General features: G+C 41.4%; 18 protein-coding genes. 7 read left to right on the top strand and 11 right to left on the bottom strand.

Annotated features, from left to right (window positions below):
• The first annotated feature begins 162 nt into the window (after positions 1-162).
• A complete protein-coding gene (locus GSQ19_RS15355) occupies positions 163-345 on the top strand; it encodes a CsbD family protein (RefSeq protein ID WP_011318804.1) in 183 nt (60 codons plus the stop codon).
• Positions 346-665: 320 nt separating this feature from the next.
• On the opposite strand, the gene GSQ19_RS15350 is transcribed toward GSQ19_RS15355, so the two are convergent.
• Entirely contained in the window at positions 666-941 is a 276-nt protein-coding gene (locus GSQ19_RS15350; RefSeq protein ID WP_011318803.1) for a GlsB/YeaQ/YmgE family stress response membrane protein, read from the bottom strand.
• A 222-nt stretch (positions 942-1,163) separates the two neighbouring features.
• Here GSQ19_RS15350 and GSQ19_RS15345 point away from each other — a divergent pair, with 222 nt between their 5' ends.
• Both GSQ19_RS15345 and GSQ19_RS15340 read left to right on the top strand, forming a co-directional pair.
• The gene (locus tag GSQ19_RS15345) at positions 1,164-2,435 is read left to right on the top strand and encodes an MFS transporter (RefSeq protein WP_011318802.1); all 1,272 of its coding nucleotides are present in this window, start codon (positions 1,164-1,166) and stop codon (positions 2,433-2,435) included.
• Position 2,436: 1 nt separating this feature from the next.
• Positions 2,437-3,399 carry an N-acetylglucosamine kinase gene (locus tag GSQ19_RS15340; protein WP_011318801.1) on the top strand — a complete coding sequence of 321 codons (963 nt, stop codon included), beginning with the start codon at positions 2,437-2,439 and terminating at the stop codon, positions 3,397-3,399.
• 277 nt (positions 3,400-3,676) lie between these two features.
• On the opposite strand, the gene GSQ19_RS15335 is transcribed toward GSQ19_RS15340, so the two are convergent.
• Complete coding sequence (locus GSQ19_RS15335; RefSeq protein WP_011318800.1) at positions 3,677-4,918, bottom strand: FGGY-family carbohydrate kinase; 1,242 nt, start codon at positions 4,916-4,918, stop codon at positions 3,677-3,679.
• A 161-nt stretch (positions 4,919-5,079) separates the two neighbouring features.
• On the opposite strand from GSQ19_RS15335, the gene psaM reads away from it, so the two are divergent.
• Positions 5,080-5,202 carry a photosystem I reaction center subunit XII gene (gene psaM, locus GSQ19_RS15330; protein WP_011318799.1) on the top strand — a complete coding sequence of 41 codons (123 nt, stop codon included), beginning with the start codon at positions 5,080-5,082 and terminating at the stop codon, positions 5,200-5,202.
• Positions 5,203-5,934: 732 nt separating this feature from the next.
• Positions 5,935-6,345: a slr1601 family putative cell division protein gene (locus GSQ19_RS15325; RefSeq protein ID WP_011318798.1), complete on the top strand. Its 411-nt coding sequence runs from the start codon at positions 5,935-5,937 to the stop codon at positions 6,343-6,345.
• Positions 6,346-6,501: 156 nt separating this feature from the next.
• Here GSQ19_RS15325 and GSQ19_RS15320 read toward each other — a convergent pair whose 3' ends face one another.
• Positions 6,502-7,212 carry a tetratricopeptide repeat protein gene (locus tag GSQ19_RS15320; RefSeq protein ID WP_011318797.1) on the bottom strand — a complete coding sequence of 237 codons (711 nt, stop codon included), beginning with the start codon at positions 7,210-7,212 and terminating at the stop codon, positions 6,502-6,504.
• A gap of 562 nt (positions 7,213-7,774) precedes the next feature.
• Here GSQ19_RS15320 and GSQ19_RS15315 point away from each other — a divergent pair.
• Together GSQ19_RS15315 and GSQ19_RS15310 are read left to right on the top strand one after the other, a co-directional pair.
• The gene (locus GSQ19_RS15315; protein WP_011318796.1) at positions 7,775-8,239 is read left to right on the top strand and encodes a hypothetical protein; all 465 of its coding nucleotides are present in this window, start codon (positions 7,775-7,777) and stop codon (positions 8,237-8,239) included.
• A gap of 12 nt (positions 8,240-8,251) precedes the next feature.
• Complete coding sequence (locus GSQ19_RS15310) at positions 8,252-8,809, top strand: glutathione S-transferase family protein (RefSeq protein WP_011318795.1); 558 nt, start codon at positions 8,252-8,254, stop codon at positions 8,807-8,809.
• Positions 8,810-9,206: 397 nt separating this feature from the next.
• Here the strand turns inward: GSQ19_RS15310 and GSQ19_RS15305 are convergent, their stop codons facing one another.
• The 8 genes from GSQ19_RS15305 to GSQ19_RS30265 form a co-directional block, all read right to left on the bottom strand.
• The gene (locus GSQ19_RS15305) at positions 9,207-9,698 is read right to left on the bottom strand and encodes a YajQ family cyclic di-GMP-binding protein (protein WP_011318794.1); all 492 of its coding nucleotides are present in this window, start codon (positions 9,696-9,698) and stop codon (positions 9,207-9,209) included.
• Between the two features lie 82 nt (positions 9,699-9,780).
• Positions 9,781-10,176, bottom strand: coding sequence for an MAPEG family protein (locus GSQ19_RS15300; RefSeq protein ID WP_011318793.1), 396 nt, complete (start codon positions 10,174-10,176; stop codon positions 9,781-9,783).
• Between the two features lie 65 nt (positions 10,177-10,241).
• The gene (locus GSQ19_RS15295; RefSeq protein ID WP_011318792.1) at positions 10,242-10,745 is read right to left on the bottom strand and encodes a DNA-processing protein DprA; all 504 of its coding nucleotides are present in this window, start codon (positions 10,743-10,745) and stop codon (positions 10,242-10,244) included.
• 125 nt (positions 10,746-10,870) lie between these two features.
• On the bottom strand, positions 10,871-11,965 hold the full coding sequence (locus GSQ19_RS15290) for a phosphotransacetylase family protein (protein ID WP_011318791.1): 1,095 nt from the start codon (positions 11,963-11,965) through the stop codon (positions 10,871-10,873).
• Positions 11,966-12,469: 504 nt separating this feature from the next.
• Positions 12,470-12,844, bottom strand: a complete 375-nt coding sequence (gene ebsA / locus GSQ19_RS15285) for a type IV pilus biogenesis protein EbsA (RefSeq protein WP_011318790.1) — start codon at positions 12,842-12,844, stop codon at positions 12,470-12,472.
• Between the two features lie 208 nt (positions 12,845-13,052).
• Positions 13,053-13,730: a dethiobiotin synthase gene (gene bioD, locus GSQ19_RS15280; protein WP_011318789.1), complete on the bottom strand. Its 678-nt coding sequence runs from the start codon at positions 13,728-13,730 to the stop codon at positions 13,053-13,055.
• A 174-nt stretch (positions 13,731-13,904) separates the two neighbouring features.
• Entirely contained in the window at positions 13,905-15,587 is a 1,683-nt protein-coding gene (locus GSQ19_RS15275) for a serine/threonine-protein kinase (RefSeq protein ID WP_011318788.1), read from the bottom strand.
• Between the two features lie 593 nt (positions 15,588-16,180).
• Complete coding sequence (locus tag GSQ19_RS30265) at positions 16,181-16,312, bottom strand: hypothetical protein (RefSeq protein WP_255449158.1); 132 nt, start codon at positions 16,310-16,312, stop codon at positions 16,181-16,183.
• Positions 16,313-16,517: the final 205 nt, after the last annotated feature.

The following is a 16,517-nucleotide window of genomic DNA, read 5'->3' as shown; positions in this document are numbered from 1 at the left end:
TGATATTTTCAGTGCTGTAGAATATCTCATGATATCTTCTATTGAATCATCTATCCCAGGTATATAAAAAAAGCAAATATTATCTTTCCTATGATAGACAAATAAAAAGCTTTTTACTGGTAGCTTACTTTATGTTGGTATTTTCAATAGTTTAAGGAAGATATGAGTACTGAAAAAAGAATTGAAGCAACTGCTAAAAATATCGAAGGTAAATTACAAGAGGTAATTGGCGAAGTTACCGGAAACCCAGCAGATAAGGCAGAGGGTAAAGCTAAACAAGCTGAATCTCAGGTGATTCATACTACAGAAAATATTAAGGACGAATTAAAGAAAGCCATTGACTAAAAAACTTTAAGGGAATACCAAAAAATAGATTATCCAAAATTGATAGTTCAGTAGGGTGCGTCAGTATCAAAAAACCTAAATACACCAAGAACTTATTCATACTGACGCACCCTACATTTGGAATATTTTTTCTCTGTAAGTCCCTAAAAGGATATGCACGTTTTAATTACTGTAGTTACAGCTTAAATTTTCCAGATTAATATTTTGTATTTTTTAACTCCACTACTTGTAAAAGAGTGGAGTATTTTTGTTTTAAATTTTTCATGTAAAAAAGGTTAGTTTTGAATAAATTCGCTCTAACCATGATTTCTATCATCTGACTAATAGCTTCTGGAACTTCCAGTGATTAAATTCCATAGAAAGATAGCAACTATAGCTCCAATAATTGCCACAATTATCCCAGAAATACTAAGGCTAGCTGCGGTCAGTTGTAGTGTTCCCGTATCTATCAGGGTAACAATTGTACCACCGATTAAAGCGCCAATAATACCTAAGATCATAGTTCCCAAAATACCACCACCTTGACGACCAGGGTAAATAGCTTTGGCTATGGCTCCAGCAATGAGACCAAGAATAATCCAGGCGATAATGTTCATAATTCTACTGTGTAAAAGACTTACCAGTAATTTATTAATTACCAATAATTTTTCCTTCTACCAGAAGAGATAAGTAGAGTATCTAAATTTATAGATTTGCTACATTCATCGCTCAAAATATTAGTTTATCTTACGATAATACTGGTAGCGATCGCCTCACATAAACTGTGTAATTATCGTCTATCAAAGAGCATCGTTACTTAATAGATTTAATGAAATTTAATGAAATATCAAGCCAGATTTACCTCACCGTGGGCTTATATTCCTATTTTATATTTTGCTTCTGGTGTCCCTTACGTTATTATCAACACTGTTTCTGTAATTTTCTACAAAAAGCTAGGAATAGCTAATACACAAATTGCCTTCTGGACAAGTTTTCTCTATCTACCTTGGGTAATTAAAATGTTTTGGGGGCCGATTGTCGATGTTTACTCAACCAAACGCCAGTGGATACTTTATACTCAATTTGCTATGTGTGCTTGTTTGGCTGTAGTAGCATTTTGTTTACAATTACCAAATTTCTTTTTCATCTCCCTAGCTGCTTTGACTATAGGTGCATTTATTTCCGCAAACTATGATATTGCAACAGATGGCTTTTATCTACTAGCGTTAAATCCCGACCAACAAGCCTTCTTTGTGGGTGTTCGCTCACTATTCTATAGACTAGCTGTTATTTTCGGCTCTGGATTTTTAGTAGTTTTCGCCGGACAACTAGAAACTTACCTCAATGATATTCCTCTCAGTTGGACTTTGGCTATTGGCTCGGCTACTGTAATTTTAGCAATGATTTATGTCAGTGATCGCCTAATTTTACCCTTCCCAGAATCAGATAACCCAAGAGAACTACAAGCTAGTAGTAAAATCCCCTTTTTAAAAATAATTACCTCATATTTCCAGCAACCAAAAATTCTCGCCATTTTAGCTTTTATCCTACTTTACAGATTTGGCGAAGCCATGCTGCTGAAAATTGCTTCCTTATTTTTATTAGATAAACCAGAATTAGGTGGTTTAGGATTAACTACATCGGATGTTGGCTTAGTTTATGGCACATTTGGCGTTATTTCTTTGATTTGTGGCGGTATTTTGGGAGGACTAGCAATAGCTAAATATGGACTGAAGAAATGTCTCTTACCAATGGCTTTAGCTTTGAACCTACCTGATCTATTCTACGTTTACATGGCTTATAATCAACCTCCGCTAACATTAGTATATCCCCTTGTTTCCCTAGAGCAATTTGGCTATGGTTTCGGGTTCACCGCTTTTAGTGTGTATTTAATGTACATCTCTCAAGGAGAATATAAAACATCCCATTTTGCCATATCTACAGGTATCATGGCCTTAGGAATGATGCTACCAGGAATAGTTAGCGGTTATCTACAAAACTCACTTGGCTATCCATTATTTTTCGTCCTAGTTTGTGTTTTAACTATCCCTGGAATGATTTCTCTATTTTTTATTCCTTTGCCGGAAGAAACCAATCACCAAACTAGTTAATATGAGCTATGTTTTAGGAATAGATGGCGGCGGTAGTAAAACTGTGTGTATTTTAATGGATGATACACATCAAGTGGTTGGTCGCGGTCAAGCTGGTGCAGCTAATTATCAAAGTATAGGGATAGAAGCAGCATTTACATCTATTCAATCCGCCATTCATGAGGCTGTCAAATTAATCAAAACAATCGAAATTAACGCTATATGTTTGGGATTGGCTGGTGTAGGTCGTCCAGAAGATATAAAGGTAGTTAAACATCTAATAGAACAATTAATTAATAGTAAAACTTTACCTATTACCTGGAATTTACAACCATTTAATATTGTTATTTGTAACGATGCTTTGATTGCTTTAGTCGGCGGAATTAGTCATCCTGTAGGAATTGTCGTCGCAGTTGGTACTGGTTCCATCGTTTTTGGTCGCAATCATCAAGGACAAACCAAGCGAGTTGGTGGCTGGGGATATATTTTAGGTGATGAAGGAAGCGCCTATAAAATTGCTGTGGCTGGTTTACAAGCAGCCTTAAAATCTTATGACGGGCGTGAAAAATCTACCAGTCTCGTAGCAGCTTTTAAACAGAATTTAGATTTAGAAAATATTGAAGACTTAATCGAGGTTATCTATCGTGGGGGATGGGGAGTAAAACAAATAGCAGCTTTAGCACCTATTGTTGATTTAGCCGCCGCTTCTGGTGATGAAGTAGCCAATAATATAATTGACGATGCTGTTAGAGAATTAGTCAAAGCCACAGCTACAGTAATCGAAGCAATTTTTATTCCTAACTCAGTTTTAGAAATAGTGACAACGGGAAGTGTATGGCGGGGTAGATGTCAGATACAGCAAAGATTTACAGCAGCTATGGTAAATAGATTTCCCCAGGTGAAGGTAATTTTCCCCCGCTATGAACCTGCTTATGGTGCTGGTTTATTGGCTTTGCAAAGTTTAGCAGGTAAAGAGGGAATTTAGGCGATCGCAGTTTTTATAAAATCCACAATAATTAAAGGGATAGATGACATTCGGTTACTGCGAAGTATCTATCCCTAAATAGCTGCCCAGATGACGAACCTGGAACCCTATAATCTGGTATCTAATGAATCCAGTATCAGTCGAGATATGTCTATTGTCACTGGGATAGATACGGATTTAGACGATATTTATGAACAAATCATACTGAATATCCGATGAGGGAATGATGGTGTGATTGATTCACGCAGAGACAGGGAGAGAAGGAGGAGTTTTTCTCTTATCTTCCCATCGCCAGCAATGCTGAACCATAGGCGGCTTCTGTATTAAGTGAAGAAATGACGGGAACTTTTAAGTTTCTTTGCCGAATTGCATTCCATGTGGGGTTTTTTGCGCCGCCACCGGCTGTATAAACTTGATTTAAGCTATCTGCACCCAATTTTTGTAATAGTTCATATCCTTGGGTTTCTATACGGGCGATACTTTCTAATAAGCCATGTAAAAATTCTGCTGGATTCTCTGGGCGTGGTGTGAGGCGTGGGGGTAAATTGGGATCATTGATAGGAAAGCGTTCCCCTACTTTCAACAAGGGATAATAATCTAATTCGCTGGCTTTTGTGGCATCAATTTCACGACTCAAGTTTTCTAACTCAGCATCAGTGAAAAATTCCCGTAATACTGCACCCCCCGTATTTGATGCGCCACCGGTTAGCCACAAATCACCAAGGCGATGGCTATAAATTCCATATCGTACATCTTCTACAGGGGTGTGACTCAAAAGTTTGAGTACTAATGTCGAACCAAGGGAAGTCACCGCTTCCCCTGGGGATTTTGCCCCACTCGCCAGAAATGCTGCAATACTATCTGTTGTCCCCGCACATACCAAGCAGTCTGGAGGTAATAAAAACTGTTGGGAAATTTCGGGACTTACTTCACCAATGGGAGTCCCAGGGGGTAAAACTTTGGGTAAATGAATCGGTAGTTGCAGACTTTCTAACCATTCGGGGTATTGCAACTTTTCCACGTCATAACCCAGCTTTAAAGCATTGTGGTAGTCGCTGATTCCCAACTTTCCATGTAGGAGAAACCCTAACCAGTCGGCTTGGTGCAGAAAATATCGTGCTTCGCCAAAAGAGGGTAACTGCATCATCCAGCGCAATTTAGCCAAGCTGGAGGTAGCACTTAAAACAGTATGATTTGCTGGTGCGATATCTCTCAACTCATTTAGTACTATTGATCCCCGCCCATCGTTGTAGAGTAAAGGAGTATCTACAGGGTTGCCATTTGCATCGCATAATAAAACTGTAGAGGAAGTACCGTTAATTGCGATCGCTTTTATTTCTCGCCGCAACTGTTCGGGAATTTGTCCCAGCAGCGTCAACAACGCCTTTTGCCAACTAGAGACTAGGGAATCAACCTCTAGCCAAGGATAACGCACCTGCACCTGGATATGGGCTGATTCATCAATTACCACAGCCCTAGCACCGGACGTACCAAAGTCTATCCCCAAATAAAAATCCATATTTTTATAAATTTTTTTAATGAAAGATAACTAAGACTACTGACTAACAAGTGCTTTTGTTGCATCTTGTAACAAGATATTCCATATTTCTGGCAAAACAAGGAAAAGTAGTAAACGAACTACTATGTCAACATCCATTTAAGGTTAGGAGGTTTCCCACCATGCCTACTCTGTACCTTGCTCAAGTGTCTTCCATTTCGGATACCCAAGTGTACATCGCTCTAGCTGTAGCGCTGATTCCAGGTCTTCTAGCTTGGCGTTTAGCAACAGAACTTTACAAATAATGAAGCCTCTCATCAAGTCTGCTTAGGTACTCGTCATGAAAATTTGTCATGATTAGTCATCAAACAGGCTTGATGTAAACTCAAGCTTCTTATTACTGAACACAACAATCCAGATACTTTGGATTGTTGTGTTTTGTTTGTTTGTTAGATAAATTTCAGTGCAACTTGCACCCACGAGAATTAAACAAGGTTTCTCTACGCAGACACTTTTTTGTATTTTTTATACTTATGTTTTAAGTGTATATACGTCCTGAGATAAAAATATATATCGAAAATATATGCTCATTTATGAGTCTACAATAGACACATATCTTTCAAAAATGGTAGTAATTGCGAGAAAAGTAACATCTGCCATGAGAATAAAATTGACAGAAGCAAGTTTTGATTGATACTTTAGAATGGTTTAGTTTTCCTGAGGAATCAAAACATACAAAACTGTACATCATACAGTAAGTTGTGCTTTACAAGTGAGATATACGTTGCAATTGACATTAACTCTTAAAAGAATAATAATCCTGGCATACAAGGAGCAGTTTCCATATACTGGTGGCTGAATTCCAGAAAGCTGTGCCAACTAGTTACCTACGTATCTTTTGTGTACTTTTGACAAACAGCATACGTGTAGCAATTTGGAAAAAATGAAGTAATATGTCAGCTAATCTCAGCCGTTATCTATGCCAGTAGGCTCTTGACGGTTCAGCTATTCAATCAGGCAATTTTCTCTAGAGCATCATGAACGCTTTTCAACCTTCCCAATTTCCGCAACAACCTACACCGCAACCTCGTCCTGTACCCCGCCCAAAACGGCATCTACGCCAACGCTCTTATCGAGTAATGGCTATAGAAGCCACAGTGAAAATAGGGGCTAATATAGCGATTTCAGCCGCAGCAGCAGCCGCTTTGATGCAGCTTGTACCTCATCACTTTTCACAGCAAACAAAGTTGCGCGAAGTGCGCGTTGAGGTCAAACAGATGGAAAAGCGCGTTAGCGATTTACAAGCTCAATTGAGCCGCAATCTTGATTCGAGTCAAGCTAATAGTATTAGACAACAGCAAGGATTCCGATTTGCTCCTAATCAAATTCCCATTGTATTGACCAATGAAGAGCAAGTAGATACCGAAGCCTCAGAATCTATGCCCTAAGGAAAGTATTGCCTTGGGGTTGAGATAATATAAATTATTTTTATAGATTTAGTGGCTTATAAATACAGGGTTGTACTGCTGATTAGGCAGGGGATAGGGGAAAGAATTAATGTACAGATGTTGTATACAACGTCTCTTATATTGACAACCGACTAATTACGCCGAAGGCAGCAATTCATTTAACCAATTTTCCATTTGTAGCCGCAAACGGTAGCCAGGAACATCTCTGCGACCATGTAACGAAGGTAATTGAGTTTCGGCACGACGATAGTCGGCGATCGCACAATTCCAATCACCCCAAAGATGGTAAGTTCTACCACGTTCAGCCCAGATATGCCCCTCTAGCTGACCAAAAACCAGGGCAATATCAAAATTCTCAATTGCTTGGTCATATTCGCCCAAATCGCGTAGAGTAATGCCACGATTAATCCAGGCTCGCACATGACGAGGATTTAAATCAATAGCGCGATCGTAATCAGCCAGAGCGGCTGCTAGTTGTCCACAAGCTGCGTAATAATTGGCGCGATTGTTGTAAGCGCTGGCTAAATCAGGATTCAAATGTAATGCGGTGTTGTAATCTTGTATTGCCTTTTGAGTATGTCCACATTGAAAATAGATTAACCCCCGGTTGTTGTAGTCAACCGCGTTGTCAGGATGGCGGTTAATCAATTGGTTCAGGAGAGCGATCGCTTCGCTATAATTTCCCTGTTGCGCTGATCTCAAAGCACAAGAGCGTAAGTAGCCATCACCGAACCCCGACTCATCACCCCTAGCCCCATTTTCTTGAGGGTCCAGTTTAGTCTTAGCAATAAATTGGTAACAGTTATTCTGCTGATCACCAGAGGCTAAAAATGAGTGACTGTTCATGTTTTCCTACCTTCGCTGCTTAGTCTGAGAAATTAAATTAGAGTTGTGGTGGTAGCTTGTTGCGGAAATTTTCTTGCCAACAAGCACACCTGATACAGACTATTTACGCTCCAATCTAGTAATACATACGTCATCCTCAGGGTAAATTCCTGAAACAAGAAATATTAATCTCTAAGACTATTCAAGTAGTAAGACTGACAAATTCGGTAAAATGCCAGGGAAGACACACAAGGGCAATCAATTCAAAATTCAAAATACCCTACGGGAAGGCTTCGCCAACAAAATTCAAAATTAAGAGATAACGCCGTGTGCAACTTTCTCTCAAACCTAACCCCCAACCCCTTCCCTGCGTTCGCGCAGCGTGTCGGAGACAGGGAAGGGGAGCAAGATTCAAAGCCTCTCTCCGCTTCGGGGAGAGGTTTGGAGAGGGGTTTCAAAAATAAATCGCACATCGCGTGAGATAAGGGCTTCCTACTCAGCACGGACTAAATGCCCTTCCCTTAAAGCGCAGCTATGCCCACAGGGCCTTACAGCAATCAACACTGAAAACTCCCCAATCCCTATGACAACTACAATTTCTGAGCAAAACACAGCCGATCTCAATAGTGATGATTATATTGTCATCGGTCTGGCTACCTGCTTCATTAAAGAAGATGGCGAAGTTCATCAAGTCGATGTGATTGAACCAATACCCTCAGCTTCTTTAGAAGCAATTATGAAGGGTATTCCCACCTCTTATAAATTTGCCTATGCAACCACCTTGGGTTCGGTTTTGCATGGAGATGAGCCAATCTTACCCGCAGGCTTTCCCGATTCGGCTCAGTTCGCCGATGAATTTGCGTCACGAGTATTTGCAGCCACTCGTACATACAAGCGTCGAGAAATTGCCAAAACTCTGATTCCTCTCGGTACAACCTATACGGATTTTAAATATTCCCTTGACCGTAAGCGGGTATTAAATGCTAATAGAGTAGTAACAAAAGACGATAACGTCAAACAGCACTCCCACACTCACAAAGTACTTTAATCTCAGGTAGCTATGCTGAAACTTTATGGAGGGGCTTTTAGCCGCGCTTCCATCGTGAAGTGGTATTTAGAAGAGATAGAAGTTCCCTATGAGTTTGTTTTGTTAGATATGCAGGCGGGGGAACATCGCCAGCCGGAATACCTGAAAATAAACCCCATTGGCAAAGTACCCGCGATTGTAGACGGGGATCTTCAGCTTTGGGAATCAGGAGCAATTTTACTTTATCTTAGGGATAAGTACGGTAAAGCTCCCCTGTCACCAGAGGAGCGAGGGATACTCGCCCAATGGGTAGTATTTGCTAACGCCACCCTTGGGCCTGGTATTTTTGTCGAAGCAAATCGAGAAAAAGAAATGCCCCGTTTGCTGACTCCTCTCAATGAAATTTTTGAGCGTCAACCGTTTTTGCTGGGTAATGAATTCAGCGTTGCTGATGTTGCAGTGGGGTCTATTTTGGCTTATATTCCCATCATGCTGAAACTAGATTTGGGCGATTATCCAGCAGTGGTGAACTATATTAAGCAAATGACTGAACGACCAGCATTTCAAAAAAGCATTGGCGGGAGATCATAATTCAATACGGTTCAGTTAAGGATAATTGTAGGTTGGGTGGAGCGATAGCGAAACCCAACAAAGTGGCAAGAATGTTGGGTTACTCTACGAGAAGGCTGCGCCTACGTTCCTCCACCCAACCTACACTAAATCAGTTTTTTAACGCTAACTGAACTGTATTGGATCATAATTCACTGAACTGTTAAACGTTAATAAATTGTCAAACAAAAAAGCGGGGATATGATATCTCACCCGCTTTTTCATGTCTGGAAATTACCTGTTAGGGAAAAACGAAAGATAAATTACCCGAAATTCATGGTTTAGTAGGGTGCGTCAGTGCCATAAAACCTAACTATACTCAGAAATTATTCATACTGACGCACACTACATTTTGGATATTTTTTTATCTGGTAGTCCCTTAACGATAATTAGTGAACTGTAAAGCCACTGGATAGTCTTCTTGTTTCAAGCGTTGGATGACGGTTTGCAAATCATCTTTTGCTTTAGCAGACACTCGCACAGCATCACCTTGAATTGAAGCTTGGACTTTTTTGAATTCATCCCGAATCAATTTAGAAATTTGCTTGGCGATGTCTTGACTGATGCCTTTTTTGAGGGTGATTTCTTGACGGACGCGATTACCACTGGCCGATTCTACTTTGCCAAAGTCAAAGATTTTTTGTGAGAGATTACGCTTGGCTGCTTTTTCCCGAAGAATGTTATGAACAGACTCTAGGGTAAACTCGCTATCCGTACCAATCGTGATTTTTTCTTCACCCAACTCGACAGTTGTCTGAGTATCTTTGAGGTCGTAACGACTTTTCAGGTCTCTGATGACTTGATCAACAGCGTTAACTAGTTCTTGCCGATCAAAATCGCTCACAATGTCAAAGGAATAAGTAGAAGCCATAAAGAATGTCTAACTTGCGATTTTGGATTTTAGATCAAGGATAGAACATGGATTGAAAAGAATCCCAGTCCCCGCTTCCTAATCAACCTTTAGCTTGAATTATGCTCAGGACAAAGAGAGTACCAGAGCCAAGGGAGCCAATAGCGTACATGAGCGATCGCAAAAGCGGTATATTCAAAATATAGAAGATAGAGTATAGCAGACGCGCCACCAGAAAGGCGATCGCAGCCCATACGGCTGTAGGAGAATTCACACCAGTCACATAAGCCATTAGTGCGGCTGCGGCAAATATCATAAACGCCTCAAATGAATTTTGGTGCGCCCATGTAGCTCGCTGTCCGTAAGGTGGTAACTTATCAAACATCGCCCGTGGAGCAGAAACATCATACCCAACACGCGCACGAGCATAACCTACCACCAAAAATGGCAGATAAATTAAAACCGCAGCTGCGGCAATAGAATATAAGAAAATAATCATGCTTTATGGTTAGTTATTCATTAGTCATCAGTCTATAGTCCCGATGTTTGACTATTGACTGTTGACTAATCAAAGTAGAAAAGTGTGACAACCTTTCTCTGTTCTTCCGCATCTCCACAAGTTTGTAGGAGAGTACGGCTGTCATGAAACGCGAAGCAGATGAGCTGCTGACATCGGGAGACAATTTCTTTGTTGCACAAGTAACTAGCTTCAGCAAGAGACAAGTTATCATTACTAGGATTTTCTACTAGGTGCATCACCTGTTCTAGTTGCTGGCGAGATTCTTGGGGCTGACGTTCTAAGCTTTGGGGTAGAATTACCGTGAGCAAATTGGGGTCAGCGCGCATTGCGCCCTTAATGGCAGCCGAGTTAGTACCTGTAGCACCAGAAGTAATGACTCGATTCCCTGACAAAACCAGGGCATAAGTCATCATTTCAATGAGATTTTGATGCGTAATTGGCACATGACGGGAACCCAGCAAAGCAATTCGTTTAGAACCTGTTTGCTGGATTGTCGCCAGTTCTTGCGCTAACGTATCGAGGTTAATGAGGTCTGTTGACTGGCTCAAAGACGGATATATTCAGATTAAACGACCAAGCTATTCTACCAAAGAGCGTGTAAGTAGGAAGCGAATTTGAGTCGTAAAGTTTTTCATTTTGTATCAAAAGATTTGTGTGTGAAGAGGTTGGAAATCTAAGGTAAGGCTGTAGCGGGCGTTAAACCTAGTTTAGATAACAGGCGATCGCTATCAAAATTTTCAGCCATTAACTGACGAATACACTGTACTTTAATCGGCTCATGGACACGCACTTGGCCGAAGGTGCGGTCAACAATTTCTACAGTGGTGAGGGTATCTAAGTCAACGGATAAGATGGGAATTTCTAACTCTTCAGCACGACTGAGGATAAATTGTGGAGGGGGTAATTGTCCGGTAAGGATGAGGCATTGAGTAGAGGTTTCTAAGGCTGCTTGCTGAATTTCCACGCGATCGCCGCCTGTCACTACCGCCATATTCCGACGCTTGCGGAAATACTTCACCGCAGCATTTACATTCATCGCCCCAATTGCTAAACTCTCGACCATCAAATCTAGGCGATCGCTACGACAGAGAACTTCGGCGTTGAGTTGTTTGACCAATTCACCCACGCTGACACTACGGAGTAAATCATTTTTGGGCAGCATCGCCATTACGGCAATACCTTGCTGTTCTAGATAAGGACGGACAAAATTCTCAACAGTTTCTAACTGGGCAGGCGGGATATCATTGATCACAACACCAATCAAGCGATCGCCTACACGTTGTTTAGCCGATAATAGCGATTCCACAGAAATTAGCGAACTGTAACGACTCACCAATAGTACAGACGCATCCAAAACGTCTGCTACTTGCAGTAAAGACAAATCAAACAGATAACCTTCTGCTAAATCCCCAGGGCCTTCTAGCACAACTAAATCCCCACGAGGAACTTGTAAATACTGCTCCACCAAAGTCTGACTATAATCAGTTGTGTCTTCACCAAATAGACGTTTCTGCATACTGGCTTCATCTAAAGCCAATATTGTGGGAGCAATACGATTTGCCGATAAATTGAGACTATGGGTAATAAACTGGACATCTTCTTCAACTAAAGTACCTTCAGATGTACTCAAACTATTGCCTAATGGTTTGCCGTAAGCAATATCTAATCCTTTTTGCTGTAACTGATGAGACAATCCCAGAACTGTTGCGGACTTACCGCTATAAGTCTCAGTCGAGCCAATCAGCAAATATTTAGCAGATTTTGGCACACACGCACTCCTAATTTCAAAAGGCAGTAAAACCCAGCCAGGTGTTTACTAATTTTAGTTGGTTCCGGCAGAAACCTCAGACGTTCTCACAAGGTAATTTCTTGAAATGTACTTTTTTTTGGTATTTAAATGAATATAAATGCTAAATAATTTTACTGTGCTACGCGTGTCAGTTTTCGGATTTGCGATAAACACTTCTGCGTGAGCGCTTGGTTAAGTTTTCAGTAGAGGGGTTATTTTTGCTCTGGTCTAATGTCCTGTCCACTTGTACCCTGTCGAAAACATCCATCTATATAGACCACAGTTCAAATCAAGAGTTTCCTTACGGGTGGAGAGTTATTATGTTAAATATAAGAAAATTAATCTTGTTTAAATTACACAATTAAAATTGTTTAAATAAACCCAAAAATTAGCAAATTTTAATAAATTCCAGAGTATAAGAGCATAGATTCCAGAACATATTTCTGTCTCTAAACTCCTACACTCATATACGCAAACAGACTTTCATTCATCTATACGCAGGAGTTTGCGGTAAAAAGATTGTGAGAAATCTGTCAGCTTATAACGTCTATGATTTTCCATTAATTCGATGAGAAAACTCATAAATTCAAAACTTGCCATCATTACTTCGTAATTTAATTCAGCGTTGCCATCAAACTGTATCCGGCAACGTGTCAAATCTGAAGGTAGAGTAGCAACATTCCAAGAAGCGACAAAAGGAACATTTTCACCGGCTTCTATTTTGCGTTGACCTTCCACAATGCCTTTTTGATAAAGACTAATAGCAAGGGGCAAAGAATTGCGTTTAGTACCCTGAATATAAGGCAAATAGACACTCGCTTGTTGCTGAGTGGCAGGCTGGAGTTGCTCAATAGACATTTTTGGACATTCCTCAAGTTAATTGACAACTGGGGATATTGGTGGCTGTGAATAGTATTCCCAAAAATTTTCAGTTGTACACATGAGGGGGTTGGGGACTGGGGATTGGGGATTGGGGACTTTTTACCAAGGGGTAAATTATGACTCTCAAACTAACGAGAGAATCATCATTTCACTAACCCCTACACCCTTACACCCCTACACTCACCTACTCCAGTGTTTCTAAATCTAAATTTGAGGCGATTTGCACCAGTTGATCGAAATCAGAGAAGTTATCTACATAAGGTAGACAGCCTAAGACTGGAATATTCGTGAGGGATTGAATTAAATCTTTTGGTGTTAAGTCGGCGATTTCTTCATCAGATATAGGTTGTGTACAGTTCAACACAATCCCTTTGAGATCCACTCGCGTTTGTCTAGCCAATGCCACATTCGCTACAGCGTGTCCCAGGGAACCTAATTTTACAGGTACTACTAATACTGTAGGTAAGCGCCATTCCCCGGCTAAATCTGCCACTGTTAACTCGTCGGTGACTGGTGAACCCAAACCACCTAAAGCTTCAATTAGCAACACATCAAGACGCGATCGCAACTGGGTTAAAGTCTGCCAAACTATAGCTAAATCTACAGAACGATTTTCCTTGGCGGCGGCGATGGGAGGAGCCAGAGGTGCGCTAAAGTGCAGAGGTGTAATTTCGGCGATTGTTTGCTCTAGTGTAAACAGATTTTGATACCATTCGCGATCGCCAATTCCCGATTGAATTGGTTTCATAATTCCCCAACTGCCTTGGGGGTAATATTTCTGACAGTAAGCTGCCAAAACTGTAGTCAAAGCAGTTTTGCCAGCTTCTGTATCAGTTCCAGTAATTAGTAGTGACTTCAACAATCTGGTTTAATAATCTGAATGAAGACGGGTATGTGATGAAGTAAATCGCATTACTTCAGAGTTTTGATCGCTAAGAACTCACAAATATTGTAATACACTGTTGGCGCTGGCATTCAGGCATTACGGTAACGCTGGTATCGAAACTGATTTTTTGTATCCATAAGTTAAGTTCTATTAGGGTAAACTTTGTGGTTCAGGAACAGATGTTGGGGTTTCTGTAGGCGTGAGGGTTGGTGTTGGGGTTTCCGTAGGCGTGGGGGTTGGTGTTGGGGTCTCCGTCGGTGTAGATGTCGGTGTTGGGGTTTCTGTAGGCGTAAGGGTTGGTGTTGGAGTTTCCGTAGGTGTGGGGGTTGGTGTTGGTGTCGCGGGAATGGCTTTTTCTATGGCTACATTCAAACTGTAGTCACTTGCAGCCACCCCTGAAGCCAAAGTCAACTGAATGGTATATCTTTCAGTATTCGGTAATGTACCTACATAGTTGGTCACTTGCTGGGCGCTACTATCAATTGGCTGTTGATTCCTACCCACAATAGTCAATGACACGCCTTCACCTTGGTCAATAAAGGTAGTTACCTTATCTCCTGCGTTGCCAAAAAAACTGTATCGAATAATCTGATTTGCTTGGATAGTATCTGCAACCGTAGCTGTATTAGAGTTTCCCAGATTGAGACGCTTGTTCAGAACTACTGGTTCTGGGGTTTCTGTTGAGAAAGTAGTACCACCTGTAACTACTGGTGAGGGGAAGGTTTGGGGCAGCGGTGTTTCACCAGGCTGTGATGATGAGTGACTGCGAATAGAACTTACCAGCGCCCAAGAACCGACACCAGCCAAAATGACTACAGCCGTACCTATAGCCCCCAAAGCCAGAGGGCTATCTAAAACTGAACTACTGCGACTGGGAGGAATTACAGGTTCAGATTTGTTGGGTGCAGGTGGTGGTGGTGCAAAGTCAGGACGACGACCGACGGCAATTGTTTGCACACGGGAAACGTTAGGAAGAGAAACACCAACATTGGGTTGGTCTATAGCTTGTAATGCTTGGGCGACTTCGGCCGCAGTTTGGAAGCGATCGCCTGGTGCATGACTCAACATCCGATTTATAATCTGGGCAAGGACGGGATGTACTCTCACCCATCTTTGCCAAGTCCAACTCAGTTGGTTCTCATCAAATAATTCTGATGCTTCCTTCCCCGTCAATAAAACTATCGCAGTGACTGCTAAAGCATACAAATCACTGCTAGGATAAGCCCGCCCCGTTTGCATTTGTTCACTAGGAGAGTAGCCCAATTTTCCCACGGAGGTAACTGGTGTTGTCATCTCTGGAGACTGCAAACGCGTCGCTAATTCTTTGACCACCCCAAAGTCAATCAACACTGGCTGAGAATCGCTATCCCGCAAAATAATATTATCTGGAGAAATATCTCGGTGAATAATGCCGCGCCCGTGGATATGTTCCAAGACTGGTAACAATGAGCGCATTAACTGTAATACTTCTAACTCCGTGAAAGCTTTGCCGGTAGCTTGCCTTTCCGTCAATATGTCCCAATAGGTTTTCCCAGCTACATAGTCTTGTACCAAGAATAAGCGCTGGTCTTGCTCAAATTTTTCGCGGAATTTTGGTATTTGGGGATTTTCTATCTGATATAAGATAGCGGCTTCTCTGTGAAAAAGCTCTTGAGCCTTTTCCCAAGCAACAGTCCCTGTTGCAGTAGGAATCAGTTCCTTAATCGCACACAGTTCGTTAAAGCGTCTCTGGTCTTCCGCTAAATAGGTTCTACCAAATCCTCCTTGTCCGAGAATTTGCACAATGCGGTAACGATTTTGCAGGACAGTGCCAATTAAAATTGGTGGTTGCATGATCAATCAGTAGAGTGTAATAGCAACTCAGGAGGGAGTAAGTCACCCACCAAGATAAATCAAAGCGGCGACAGACAGTTACCTGCGGCGATATTCTACCCTACACAGCAGGTAAACTGGCAACTAATGTGTTGTATGCCTATTGTGCAACGCTCGGCAACCTTTGGATCTACCATCAACAATGTTGCCTCAAATGAAAGGCGATCGTCTACTCGTAGGAGTTACGCACTCAGGTTGGGTGTGGAAACTGGGTGTAGGGGAGCCAGTTGCGCGGGCGGGTCTCCCGACTTGAGCAAACTGGCGTGTGTAGGGGTGTAAATGCCCAACCAACGGTTTCACCTTTTATTGGTTGAAATTCAGATGGGAATTTTTTGTCAATTTCGATCAAAAGTCTGAGGTAATAATCAAAAAGGGGAGCTTGTGGAAATTAACTACAATTTTCTCCACAAGAATTTCTCAATTCATAGAAATACGGTATTGATGGTTTTAATTGTCGTGGTAGAATTTGTTTTACTTTCGTACCAATGTCTGCCATTCAGTTTCATAAAACAGTTCAATAGACTCAAAAAAATCTTTTTGGGAGCAGGCAACAATCATTCCCACGCATTTCGTATATTTAAATAAGCTTGTGAAAAATAGCAGAAAAATCTTGTAGTTAGACTCATACTCGCTTCGCTCTCAGGTGGGCGATCGCCTACGGTGAGCGTAACGCCATCGTCTTTCATGGAGGGTTCCGTAGAAAAGACGGAGGGGAGCATCGTCGCATCTTTACTCTGTAACCTTCAGAGTAAATTACTGCTTGCTGGGGAACTTTCCCTGAATGAGTAGTTGTCCTCAAAAATAAACTATATTTCAGGAGAATATGAGATTTCAGTCGGTAAGCCAATAACTCATCAACTATAATCTGAATGGATAATAGTTAAGATGATT

Origin of the sequence: Trichormus variabilis 0441 (genome assembly GCF_009856605.1) — a bacterium.
Taxonomy (GTDB): Bacteria; Cyanobacteriota; Cyanobacteriia; order Cyanobacteriales; family Nostocaceae; genus Trichormus; species Trichormus variabilis.
The sequence above is the reverse complement of the archived record's forward strand: the minus strand, read 5'-3'. Positions and strand labels throughout refer to the sequence as shown.